Origin of the sequence: Leucobacter chromiiresistens (assembly GCF_900102345.1) — a bacterium.
GTDB classification, from domain to species: domain Bacteria; phylum Actinomycetota; class Actinomycetes; order Actinomycetales; family Microbacteriaceae; genus Leucobacter; species Leucobacter chromiiresistens.
Window position 1 is genome coordinate 2,151,277 of sequence record NZ_FNKB01000001.1, and the last position, 12,669, is coordinate 2,163,945.

At 71.2% G+C, this 12,669-nt stretch carries 7 protein-coding genes; 6 read left to right on the forward strand and 1 reads right to left on the reverse strand.

Features of this window, described 5'->3' with window-relative positions:
• Positions 1 to 7: 7 nt before the first annotated feature.
• The 3 genes from tatC to lnt are packed head-to-tail and all read left to right on the forward strand — an operon-like array spanning position 8 to position 4,862.
• Complete coding sequence (tatC, locus tag BLT44_RS09815; RefSeq protein ID WP_010157275.1) at positions 8 to 859, forward strand: twin-arginine translocase subunit TatC; 852 nt, start codon at positions 8 to 10, stop codon at positions 857 to 859.
• Positions 856 to 3,156 (forward strand): DEAD/DEAH box helicase, encoded by a 2,301-nt coding sequence (locus BLT44_RS09820; RefSeq protein ID WP_074690175.1) that lies wholly within the window; start codon positions 856 to 858, stop codon positions 3,154 to 3,156. Before tatC ends, BLT44_RS09820 begins: the two co-directional genes overlap by 4 nt.
• Positions 3,153 to 4,862: an apolipoprotein N-acyltransferase gene (lnt, locus tag BLT44_RS09825; RefSeq protein WP_010157271.1), complete on the forward strand. Its 1,710-nt coding sequence runs from the start codon at positions 3,153 to 3,155 to the stop codon at positions 4,860 to 4,862. The genes BLT44_RS09820 and lnt overlap by 4 nt, the downstream gene beginning before the upstream one ends.
• Before the next feature lie 64 nt (positions 4,863 to 4,926).
• On the opposite strand, the gene BLT44_RS09830 is transcribed toward lnt, so the two are convergent.
• A complete protein-coding gene (locus tag BLT44_RS09830) occupies positions 4,927 to 5,283 on the reverse strand; it encodes an RNA polymerase-binding protein RbpA (RefSeq protein ID WP_010157270.1) in 357 nt (118 codons plus the stop codon).
• Between the two features lie 159 nt (positions 5,284 to 5,442).
• Here BLT44_RS09830 and BLT44_RS09835 point away from each other — a divergent pair, with 159 nt between their 5' ends.
• The 3 genes from BLT44_RS09835 (at position 5,443) to BLT44_RS09845 (ending at position 12,658) form a co-directional block, all read left to right on the forward strand.
• Positions 5,443 to 6,210, forward strand: a complete 768-nt coding sequence (locus BLT44_RS09835; RefSeq protein ID WP_010157269.1) for an SDR family oxidoreductase — start codon at positions 5,443 to 5,445, stop codon at positions 6,208 to 6,210.
• A 351-nt stretch (positions 6,211 to 6,561) separates the two neighbouring features.
• The gene (gltB, locus tag BLT44_RS09840; protein ID WP_010157268.1) at positions 6,562 to 11,214 is read left to right on the forward strand and encodes a glutamate synthase large subunit; all 4,653 of its coding nucleotides are present in this window, start codon (positions 6,562 to 6,564) and stop codon (positions 11,212 to 11,214) included.
• Positions 11,207 to 12,658: a glutamate synthase subunit beta gene (locus BLT44_RS09845; RefSeq protein ID WP_010157267.1), complete on the forward strand. Its 1,452-nt coding sequence runs from the start codon at positions 11,207 to 11,209 to the stop codon at positions 12,656 to 12,658. Before gltB ends, BLT44_RS09845 begins: the two co-directional genes overlap by 8 nt.
• The last annotated feature ends 11 nt before the right edge of the window (positions 12,659 to 12,669 follow it).

A 12,669-nucleotide genomic window follows, 5' to 3' on the forward strand; every position in this document is an offset into this window, starting at 1 on the left:
TGAGCGAATGGCAGAGCGGGGTCGGAAGCGGCGCAATTCCGAGGGGCGCATGAGCCTCGGAGAGCACCTCGTCGAGTTCCGCAAGCGGCTCCTGATCTCGGCTGCGGCCATCGTCGTCGCGCTCGTGGCCGGCTGGTTCCTGTCGACCTGGGTGTGGGAGATGCTCCGCAAGCCCATCAACGATCTCGAGATGCAGGGCCGCGATGCGATCATCTCGTACGGCGACATCTCGAGCGGCTTCGACACGAAGGTGCAGATCGCGCTCTTCATCGCGGTGCTCATCGCCTCTCCCGTGTGGCTGTACCAGGTGTGGGCGTTCCTCGCGCCGGGTCTCACCCGGCGTGAGAAGCTCACGGGCATCGGGTTCATCGGTGCGGCCGTGCCGCTCTTCCTCGGCGGGGCCTACGCGGGCTGGCTCGTCCTCCCGAACATCGTGCGCCTCATGGCGAGCTTCCAGCCGGAGGAGGACGCGTTCTACCTCACGGCGCGCAACTACCTCGACTTCGCGATCAAGCTGCTCCTGGCCGTCGGGGTCGGCTTCGTGCTGCCGGTGCTGCTCGTGATGCTCAACTTCATCGGCGTGCTCCGCGGCGCGTCGATCATCCGGAGCTGGCGGGTCGCGATCCTCGTCATCGTGCTGTTCGCAGCGATCGCCACCCCCGCGGCCGACCTGATGAGCATGTTCCTGCTCGCCGCACCCATCATCGTGCTGTACTTCGCGGCCGCCGGCGTCGCGATCCTCCACGATCGACGCGTCGACAAGCGGCGCGCGACCGAGCTCGCCGAGTACGACCTCGACGAGACGGCCGACCATGAAGCCGGAACGGGCGATTCCGGGCCCGCGAGAGGACGTCGATGATCACTGCAGGGCACCCGGAACAGCCCGGCGGCAGTGCGCTCGACGCGTTCTCCGCGCGTCTCGAGTACCCGCTCGACGGGTTTCAGCGCACCGCGTGCGAGCGCCTCGAGGAGGGCCGCAGCGTGCTCGTCGCCGCGCCCACCGGATCGGGCAAGACGACGGTGGCGGAGTTCGCGGTGTACCTCGCGCGGCGCGAGCGGGATGCGCGCATCTTCTACACCGCCCCGATCAAGGCTCTGTCGAATCAGAAGTTCCGCGAGCTCTGCGACGAGTACGGGGAGGACGAGGTGGGGCTGCTCACCGGAGACGTGAATCTGCGCTCCGACGCCCCGATCATCGTGATGACGACCGAGGTGCTCCGCAACATGATCTACGCGGGGTCGGATGCCCTCGACGATCTCGAGTTCGTGGTGCTCGACGAGGTGCACTACCTGGGCGACCGGTTCCGTGGTGCGGTGTGGGAGGAGATCATCCTGCATCTCCCGCCCGCCGTGCGCCTCGTGTCGCTCTCGGCGACGGTGTCGAACGCCGAGGAGTTCGGCGACTGGATGCATGCGGTGCGCGGCGACACCGACGTGATCCTCTCGGAGCACCGACCCGTGCCGCTCTATCAGCACGTGCTCACCTCGCGCGCGCTGCTGCCGCTGTACGTCGATCGCGCCGGGGAGCTCGCCACGGGCGGGCGCGTCAACCCCGAGCTGTACGCGCTCGACCGGCGCGGCGGGTGGCGGGATCGCGACGGCGACCGGGGCCGGGATCGCGGTCGCGGCCGGGGCGAGCGCTCCCGGGGGCGGCCGCCGGTGCGGCGCACGCGTCGCATCTCGCGCGCCGACATCGCACGGGCGCTCGACGAGACGGATCTCGTTCCGGCGATCGTCTTCATCTTCAGCCGGAACGGCTGCGACCAGGCGGTGCGCCAGTGCCTCATGGAGGGCATCACGCTGACGAGCCGCGAGGAGCGCGACGAGATCCGCCGCATCGCCCGGGCCGAGGTCGCGGGGATGAGCGAGGAGGAGCGACGCGTGCTCGGCGTGCGCGAGTGGCTCGCCGGGCTCGAACGGGGCGTCGCGGCGCATCACGCCGGTCTCCTCCCGGCGTTCAAGGCGGTCGTCGAGCGCTTGTTCCAGCGTCGGCTCGTGAAGCTCGTCTTCGCGACGGAGACGCTGGCGCTCGGCATCAACATGCCCGCGCGCGCCGTCGTCATCGAGCGGTTGGACAAGTTCAACGGCGAGCAGCGCGTGCCCCTCACCTCGGGCGAGTTCACGCAGCTCACCGGTCGGGCCGGCCGACGCGGCATCGACGACGAGGGCCACGCGGTCGTCGTGTGGGGCGACGACGTCGACCTGGAGGCGCTCGCGCATCTCGCCGGCGCGCGCTCCTTCCCGGTGCGGTCGAGCTTCCGCCCGACCGCGAACATGACGGTCAACCTGCTGCAGCGCATGGACCGCGCGCACGTGCGCGAGATGCTCGAGCTCTCGTTCGCGCAGTTCCAGGCGGATCGAGCGGTCGTGGATCAGGCGCGCGAACTGCGCGCCGAGCAGGAGTCGCTCGCGGGCTACGACGCGGCTGCGCGGCGCGCGCAGGGCTCGGACCGGAAGCGCTGGGAGGATCGCGCGCGCAAACTTCGGCGTCGCGTCGAACGCGGCCGACGCCAGATCGCGTCGCGCACGGGCACGATCGCGCGCACCTTCGACCGCGTGGTGGAGCAGCTGCTCGAGCTCGGCTACCTGGAATCCGACGGTGCGCAGGACCCGAGGGTGACCTCGTGGGGCAACCTCCTCCGCCGCATCTACGGCGATCGCGACCTGCTCGTCGCCGAGTGCATCCGCGAAGACGCCTGGCGCGGGCTCGACGCCGCGGGCCTCGCGGTGATGTGCTGCGTGCTGAGCTACGAGCCGCGGCGCGACGACGAGGGCGACCCGCGTCTGCCCGGGGGAGCGGCGTTCGCCGCCGCGCACGACCGTGTGCTCGACATCTGGGTGCGCCTCGACGATCTCGCCGAGCGGTCGCGCCTGCCCCGCGGCGAGATGCCGCATGCCGGCCTCGCGATGACGATGCACGCGTGGGCGACCGGCCGCCCGATCGAGCAGGTGCTCGAGATGGCGGGCATCGGCGCGGGCGACTTCGTGCGCTGGACGAAGCAGACGATCGATCTGCTCGACCAGGTGGCGCAGGCGTGCGAGACGGCGGTGCTCGACGGCGTCGAGCCGGATCGGCTGGGCGGCCTCGCCCGTCTCGCGCGCGAGGCGAAGCGCGCCGTGAAGCGGGGCATCGTCGAGGCCTCGAGCACCTCGTGAGGCGAACGGAGCGCGCGACCCCGAAGCTCGTGCGCGCGCGGCTCGGCCGCGTCGGGGGTGACGGGGTTCCGCGTCTGCGCTGGCTCGTCGCCGTCGCCGCGGCGGTCATCGGTGGTCTCATGCTCGACGCCGCCACTCCTTCGCTCGGCTGGTGGCCGCTCGCGTTTCCCGCGGTCGCCCTCGTCGCCGCCGCCGTGTGGCACCAGCGCGCGCGCTGGGGCTTCGCGCTCGGCGCCATTGCGGGCGCCGCCTTCTGGATGCCGCACATCAGCTGGCTCACCCTGTATCTCGGACCGGTTCCCTGGGCTGCGCTGTGCGCGGTGATGATCGCGTGGTTCGGGCTCTTCGGGCTCGCTGCCGCCGTCGCGAGCCGGGGGCTCGCACGGGTGCGCCGGCTCGACGGGCACCCCGTGCGGCTCGCGCTGGTGCAGGCCGCGACCGTGGCGGCGCTGTGGATGCTGCGCGAACAGCTGCAGGGTGCCGTGCCGTACGGCGGCTTCGCCTGGGGGCGCCTCGCCACGACGCAGGCCGATGGCCCGATCCTGCAGGCCGTCTCCTGGCTCGGCTTCGCCGGCCTCTCAGCGGTGATCGCCCTCGCCGGAGTGCTGCCGATCGCGCTCGCCCTGGCTCCGCGGGTCCCCGCGAGGAGCGGGACGGGAAGCCGGAGCGCCGGTCGAGGTGCGCGGGCTCGCCGGTCGATGGCGGGCGCGGCCGTCTCACTCGCCATCCTCGTCGCGCTCGCCCTCGTGCCTGCCGCGGCGCTGGAGCAGACCGGATCGCTGCGGGTCGGCGCCGTGCAGGGCAACTCGAAGTCGGGGATCTTCGACGATCGGGAAGCCGGCGGGGTGATCCGCGACCACTTCGCCGCGACGGAGGAGATGCTCGACGAGCTGGAGGCGGAGGGGGAGTCCGTCGACGTCATCGTCTGGCCGGAGAACAGCGCGGAGTTCAGCGCACCCGACAATCTGCTCCGCAGCCAGCGGCTCGCGAAGCTCGCCGAACGGGCGGGTGCGCCGATCGTCGTCGGCACGATCCTCGCGAACGACGACGGCACCTACAGCAACAGCTCCGTCGTCTGGGGGCCCGACGGCCCGACCGGGGCGCGCTACGACAAGCGGTATCCGGTGCCCTTCGCCGAGTACATGCCGAATCGCCCGTTCTTCCACGCGATCGTGCCCGATCTCGTCGACCTCGTGCAGCTCGAGTACGCGCCGGGCACCCGGCCCGCGGCGCTCGATGTCGAGACCCGGGCCGGCGAGGTGTCGGCGGGCATCGCCATCTGCTTCGACATCATCTTCGATCCGCAGTCCGTGCAGCTGGCGAGCGACGGCGCCGAGGTGATCTTCGCGCAGACCAACAACGCCGACTTCGGCAGAACGGACGAGAGCGCGCAGCAGCTCGCCATCGCGCGCACCCGCGCCGTCGAGATGGGGCGAGCCGTGGTGAACGACTCGACCGTCGGCACGAGCGCGATCGTCGCGCCGGACGGGCGCGACCTCGCGACGCTCATGCCGTTCACGCGGGATGCGATGGTGGCCGAGGTTCCGCTCGTCTCGGGCGCGACCCCGGCGCTCCGATTCGGCGCTGCGGTCGCGACCGCCATCACCGCGGTCGGGGTGCTCGGTCTCGCGACCGGTGTCGCCGCGCTGGTGCGCGCGCGCCGCTCGGAGCGGTCCGCGATCCCGCGCACCGACCCTCCCGCGTGATGCGCGCGACGACCCGAGCGCATGGCGGGTCGCGCGCGACGCCCGGTGCTGCGCCGGCCCGCTGCTAGGCGGAGCCCCGACGCGAGCGCAGCAGGCGGAGCCGCTCCTCCAGCAGCTCCTCGAGCTCCTCGCGACTGCGGCGCTCGATCAGCATGTCCCAGGGGGTGCGCTGCGACGACTCCTTCTCCTCGAACTCGGCGCGCGCAGCCCGCCCGGCCTCGTCGTCGAGGAATCCGACCTCGCCGCTCTTCTGATCCACCCACTCCGCGGGCGGCTCGGCGTCGGCGTCGAACATGATGGTGAAGCGCTGCCCGCGATCGGTGAGGTACTCCACCGGTCGACGGGGGGAGAGCTCGACGCCCTCCTCGCCCTGCAGACTGGTCGCGCCGATGCGCGTTCCGCGGAGTGTTCGATCAGCCATGCGGGAACCCCCTCGTGTGTGCCGCCCACGCTGCCGGGGCGCCGTGCCTCCTCCTGCAGGGTACCCGGCGGTGGTGCGCGCGCGATAGCCCCGACCTGGGCATCCGCTGGTCGTCCAGTACCCTGGAACGACGGTAATCACCACGATTGAGGAGTACATGTGACCCAGATTCTCGAACCCGGCAGCCTCGCCGGCCGCCGCGCGCTCGTCACGGGGTCGTCCCGCGGGGTCGGCGCCGATACGGCGCGCTACTTCGCGCAGGCGGGCGCGGACGTGGTCGTGAACTTCCGCAACAAGGCGCCGCGCGCCGAGAAGCTGGCGGCCGAGTTCCGCGAGCTCGGCGTTCGCGCACTCGTGCAGGGAGCCGATCTCACGGACCCCGAATCGGTGCAGAGCATGATGGATTCGGTGCGGAATGAGTTCGGGGGGCTTGACATTCTCGTGCTGAACGCCTCGGGCGGTATGGAGAGCAACATGGGCGAGGATTACGCGCTGCGTTTGAACCGCGACGCGCAGCTCTCGGTGCTGCAGGCGGCGCTGCCGCTCATGGGCGAGGGGTCGCGCGTGGTCTTCGTGACGAGCCATCAGGCGCACTTCATCCGCACGACCCCGACGATGCCGGAGTACGTACCCGTGGCGCAGTCGAAGCGGGCGGGGGAGGACGCGCTGCGCGAGCTCGTGCCCGATCTGGAGGCGCGCGGGATCGGGTTCACCGTGGTGTCGGGCGACATGATCGAGGGCACCGTGACGGCGACCCTGCTCAACCGCCTGAATCCGGGTGCGATCGAGGCGCGCCGTGAGGAGGCGGGTCGGCTGTACAACGTCGCCGAGTTCGCGGCGGAGGTCGCTCGCGCCGCCGTCGACCCGGTGCCGGCGGACCACACGCGGCTCGTGGGAGATACGAGCGGGTTCACGCCCGAGGCGTGAACCCGGCGTGCGCGGTGTTCGATAATCGGACGGCTATGCGGTCGTTTTCCGATTATCGAACACTACGCCGTGCGCCCTCGCGGGCGGTGGCGGCGCCCCCGTGTTTCGAGAGTGTTTCGCGCCGGAGTCGTGTGCGGAAGAAGTCAAGGAAACCCGTCGAAAATTCGGCATTCGAGGGCGCGCCTCCGAATCCCGAGCACATCGTGCGTTCACGTGCACGTTTCACCGAAGAAACGGAGTGCTACATTCGGAGCTCAGTCACCGCATGCCGGCGCGAGCTCCTCCGGATCCGCCCCGCGCGCAGCGGATTCGCACGGGACCGACGTCGTCCCCCAGATCGAGAGGACGTCGATGCCGCAGCGCTCACCGCATGTCCCGCCGGCGCGCACGACCGTGCCGGGTTCGCACCTTCCCGCCCCGGTCGGGCTCTACGACCCCGCCGATGAGCGAGACGCCTGCGGGCTCGCATCCGTCGTCGCGCTGACCGGAGAGGCGAGCCACGACATCATCGAGATGGCGCTCGAAGCGCTCGAGCACCTCGAGCACCGTGGCGCCGTCGGATCCGATGCGGGAACCGGCGATGGTGCGGGCATCCTCAGCGACATTCCCGACGCACTGATCCGTGAGGAGCTCGCGCGCCTCGACCCGAATCTGCGGCTCCCCGAGCCGGGCGCCTACGCCGCCGGTCTCGTATTCCTGCCCCGCGCATCGACCGAGCGTCGTGCGACGCGGTACCGCATCTCCGCCATCGCGGCGGAGGAGGGGCTTGCCGTGCTCGCCTGGCGCCCCGTCGCGGTGCGGCCGGAGGTGCTCGGGGAGAGCGCCCGAGCCGCGAGCCCCGAGATCGAGCAACTGGTGCTCGCAGCGGCGGTCGGACTGACGCTCTCGCCGGAGCAGCTCGAACGGCGCGCCTTCCGCGTCCGCAAGCGCGTGCAGCACGAGACCGGCAGCTACCTCCCGTCCCTGAGCGCGCGCACCATCGTGTACAAGGGCATGGTCACGACGCTGCAGTTGCCGGGCTTCTACCTCGAGCTGAGCGACCCGCGCTTCACGAGCCGCTTCGCCATCGTCCACTCCCGCTACTCCACCAATACGTTCCCCTCGTGGCACCTCGCGCAGCCGCTGCGCCTGGTCGCGCACAACGGCGAGATCAACACGGTGCGCGGCAACCGCAACTGGATGCGGGCGCGCGAGGCCCAGCTGGCCTCCGACCAGCTCGGCGACATCGAGCCGCTCCTCCCGATCTGCTCGCCGGGCGGCAGCGACTCGGCGAGCTTCGACGAGGTGCTCGAACTGCTGGTCATGGCGGGCCGCACGCTGCCCCACGCGCTGGCGATGATGGTGCCCGAGGCGTGGGAGTCGGAGCCCGGAATGGCGCCGGCTCTCGTCGACTTCCTCGAGTACCACTCGCTGATCATGGAGCCGTGGGACGGCCCGGCGGCGATGATCGCGACCGACGGGCGCGAACTCGTGGCGCTCCTCGACCGCAACGGTCTGCGCCCCGGCCGGTATCTCGTCACCGCCGACGGCATGCTCGTCATCGCGAGCGAGACGGGGGTGCTCGACATCGCACCCGAGCGGGTGGTGAGCCGCGGCCGGCTGCAGCCCGGGCGCATGCTCGCGGTGGATCTGGAGACGGGTGCGATTCGCGACGACGAGACGGTGAAGTCCGAGCTCGCCGCCGCGGCGCCCTGGGGGGAGTGGCTCTCGGAGGGCCGCATCCGGCTCTCCGAACAGCCCGAGCGCGAGCACCTGGTGCATCCCCCCGCCTCGATCGAGCGCCGCCAGCGCACCTTCGGCTACACCGAGGAGGAGCTGCGCGTGCTCCTCACGCCCATGGCGCGCGACGGCGCCGAACCGCTCGCCGCGATGGGCACCGACACGCCGATCGCAGCGCTCTCCGAGCGGCCGCGTCTCGTATTCGACTACTTCGTGCAGCAGTTCGCGCAGGTGACGAATCCTCCGCTCGACGCGCTGCGGGAGGAGCTCGTGACGAGTCTGCGCGCCGGCATGGGGCCGCAGGAGAACCTTCTGACGCAGTCCGCGGAGCATGCACGCCAGGTGATCCTCGACTTCCCCGTGATCGACAACGACGCGCTCGCCCGCATCCAACACTTCGGCGACGACCCGTTGCGCGAGCGCGCCGTGACTCTGCGGGGGCTCTACCAGGTCGACTCGGGCGCACGCGGACTCGCCGAGCGACTCGAGGCGCTCTGCATCGAGGCGAGCGCCGCGATCGAGGCGGGCGCCGAGTTCCTGATCCTCTCCGATCGCGACTCGAACAAGGATCTCGCCCCCGTGCCGTCGCTCCTCGCGGTCTCCGCCGTGCACCACCATCTGATCCGCGAGGGCCTGCGCATGCGCGTCGCGCTGGTGGCCGAAGCCGGCGACGTGCGCGAGGTGCACCACGTCGCGGCGCTGATCGGATACGGCGCCGCCGCCGTGAACCCGTACCTGGCGATGGAGACGGTCGGGCTGCTCGTGCGCGACGGCTCGATCCCCGGGATCACCGAGGAGAGCGCGGTCGCCGGGCTCATCAAGGCGCTCGGCAAGGGCATGCTCAAGGTGATGAGCAAGATGGGCATCTCCACCGTGGCCTCCTACTGCGGCGCGCAGACCTTCGAGGCGATCGGACTCGCGCAGCAGCTCGTCGACCGGTACTTCACCGGAACCACGTCGCGGCTCGGGGGCGTCGGCCTCGACGTCATCGCCGCAGAGGTCGCGGCGCGGCATCGCTCCGCGTACCCCGACGACCCGGCGGCGATCGCGCACCGCACGCTCGAGACCGGCGGCGAGTACCGCTGGCGGCGCGGCGAGGAGCCGCACCTCTTCGACCCCGAGACCATCTACCGCCTGCAGCACGCGACCCGCACCGGCCGGCGCGACATCTTCTCGGCGTACACGGAGCGCGTGAACGCGCAGCAGGAGCGGCTCATGACGCTGCGCGGCCTGTTCCGCTTCTCGCCGCAGCGCGCGCCGGTGCCCCTCGACGAGGTCGAATCGGTCGGCGAGATCGTGAAGCGGTTCTCGACGGGCGCGATGAGCTACGGGTCGATCTCCCCGGAGGCGCATCAGACGCTCGCGATCGCGATGAACCGACTGGGCGCGAAGTCGAACACGGGCGAGGGCGGCGAGTCGGAGGACCGCCTGTTCGACCCCGAGCGCCGCAGCGCCATCAAGCAGGTCGCGTCGGGTCGGTTCGGGGTGACGTCGATGTACCTCACGCACGCGGATGAGATCCAGATCAAGCTCGCCCAGGGCGCGAAGCCCGGCGAAGGCGGCCAGCTTCCCCCCACGAAGATGTATCCGTGGATCGCGCGCACGCGGCACGCCACCCCCGGCGTCGGCCTGATCTCCCCGCCCCCGCATCACGACATCTACTCGATCGAGGATCTGAAGCAGCTCATCTTCGACCTGAAGCGGGCGAACCCGTCGGCGCGCATCAGCACGAAGCTCGTCGCCCAGAGCGGCATCGGCCCCGTGGCGGCGGGCGTGGCGAAGGCGCTCTCCGACGTTATCCTCATCTCCGGGCACGACGGCGGCACCGGCGCCAGCCCGATGAACTCGCTGAAGCACGCCGGATCCCCGTGGGAGCTGGGCCTGGCTGAGGCGCAGCAGACGCTGATGCTGAACGGTCTGCGCGAGCGGGTCGTGCTCCAGGCGGACGGCCAGTTGAAGACCGGCCGCGACGTCGTCATCGCGGCGCTGCTCGGAGCGGAGGAGTTCGGGTTCGCCACAGCCCCGCTCGTCGTGTCGGGCTGCATCATGATGCGGGTGTGCCATCTGGACACCTGCCCGGTGGGCGTGGCGACGCAGAACCCCGATCTGCGCGCGCGGTACACGGGGCAGGCCGACCACGTGGTCAACTTCTTCCGCTTCATCGCCGAGGAGGTGCGCGAGATCCTCGCCTCCCTCGGATTCCGCTCCATCGACGAGGCGGTCGGCGATACCTCCGCGCTCGATGTGGACGACGCGATCGCCCACTGGAAGGCCTCCGGGCTCGACCTGACTCCCGTTCTGCGCGGCCCGGTCTTCGCCGAGGGGGAGCCGCGCCGCCACGGCCGGGCGCAGGATCACGAGCTCGACGCCCACTTCGACGGCGAGCTGATCCGCATGGCCTCCGACGCACTCGAGCGGCGCGAACCCGTGGTCATCGACCTGCCGATCCGCAACATCGACCGCGCCGTCGGCACCATGCTCGGGCACTCGGTCACCGAGCGGTTCGGCGCCGACGGGCTCGCCCCCGAGACCATCGACGTCACGCTCACGGGATCGGCCGGCCAGTCGCTCGGCGCGTTCCTGCCCCCGGGCATCGCGCTGCGGCTCATCGGAGACGCGAACGATTACGTCGGCAAGGGGCTCTCGGGCGGTGAGATCGTCATCAAGCCGCACCCCGACGCCGGGCATCCCGCATCGGGCAATGTGATCGCGGGCAACGTCATCGGGTACGGCGCGACGAGCGGCTCGCTGTGGATCGCGGGCGTCGTCGGCGAGCGCTTCCTCGTGCGCGGCTCCGGAGCGACGGCCGTCGTCGAGGGCACCGGCGATCACGCGCTGGAGTACTTCACAGGCGGGTTCGCGCTCATCCTCGGGCCGACCGGTCGCAACATCGGCGCGGGCATGTCGGGAGGGGAGGCGGTCGTGCTCGACCTCGACCACGCGCACGTCAATCCCGCGGAGCTCGCGTCGGGAGCCCTGATGCTGCAGCAGGTGGCGGGGTCGGGCGGAGCCGAGCCGGCGGTGCCCTCGGGAGAGGCCGCCGCGCTGCGGGAGCGGATCGTCGACCTCGTCAAACGCCACGCCGAGCAGACGGGCTCCCGCGTCGCCGCCGAGTTGCTCGACGACATCGAGCGCGATCCCGAGCGCACGTTCACGCGCTTCACGCGTCTGATCCCCCGTGGGTACTCGCGGGTGCTCGAGATCCGGGAACGGGCGAGCGAACAGGGGATCGACCCCGACGGCGACCACGTCTGGTCCGAGATCCTGGAGGCGACTCATGGCTGATCCGCGCGGATTCCTGAAGGTGCGCGAGCGCGAGCTCGCGCCGAAGCGACCGGTCGCCCTGCGGCTCAAGGACTGGCGGGAGGTCGTCGATCCGGCCGACCCGAAGCTCGTCGCCAAGCAGGCCTCGCGCTGCATGGACTGCGGTGTCGCCTTCTGCCACCAGGGGTGCCCCCTGGGCAACCTCATCCCCGAGTGGAACGACCTCATGTTCCGCGGGCGCGAGCACGAGGCGATCGAGCGTCTGCACGCGACGAACAACTTCCCGGAGTTCACGGGTCGCGCGTGCCCGGCGCCCTGCGAGTCGGCGTGCGTGCTCGGCATCAACCAGCCGGCGGTCACGATCAAGCAGATCGAGAACAGCATCATCGATCAGGCGTTCCTGAACGGGTGGGTGGTGCCGATGCCGCCGTCACGGCTCACCGGCAAGACGGTCGCGGTCGTCGGATCGGGCCCGGCCGGGCTCGCAGCCGCGCAGCAGCTCACCCGCGCCGGCCACACGGTGGCCGTCTACGAGCGCGACGAGGAGCCCGGCGGGCTGCTCCGGTACGGCATCCCCGATTTCAAGCTCGAGAAGAGTCTCGTCGCCCGGCGCATCGAGCAGCTGAAGGCGGAGGGCACGCGGTTCCGCTGCGGGGTCGAGATCGGACGCGACATGTCGTGGAGCGAGCTGCGCCGACGCTACGACGCCGTCGTCGTCGCCACGGGCGCGACGGTGGCGCGCGAACTGCCCCTGCCCGGCCGCGAACTTGACGGCATCCTGCCCGCGATGACCTACCTCGCCGCATCGAACCGACTGCAGTCGGGCGCGCTCTCGGCGACACCGTTCGACGCCGCGGGCAAGCACGTCATCGTCATCGGCGGCGGCGACACGGGCGCCGACTGCATCGGCACCGCCCACCGTCAGGGCGCGGCCTCCGTGACGAACCTGGCGATCGGCAAGAAGCCCTCCGAGTTCCGCACCGCGGGGCAGCCCTGGCCCGTGCACCCGACCCTGTTCGAGGTGTCGAGCTCGCACGAGGAGGGCGGCGAGCGCCGCTTCCTGGCGTCGACCGTCGAGTTCGTCGGGAACGATCGCGGCGAAGTGACCGGGCTCCGGGTCGCCGAGACCGAGTACACGGACGCCGGGCGGGCGCCGAAGGCCGGCACGGAGCAGCTGCTCGCCGCCGACCTGGTGCTGATCGCCATGGGCTTCACGGGCCCCGAGGAGATCGAGGATCCCGCGCATCGCATCGAGCGCTCCCCGCGAGGGGCGTTCGAACGGGATCGCGACTACGCGACCGGTCTCCCCGGCGTCTTCGTCGCGGGCGACGCCGGTCGCGGTCAGTCGCTGATCGTCTGGGCCATCGCCGAGGGGCGGGCGGTCGCCGCATCCGTCGACCGGTATCTGACCGGCGGCACCGTGCTGCCGAGCCCCGTCACGGCCCACGATCGGGCCTTCGCGTAGACGCCCCCGGG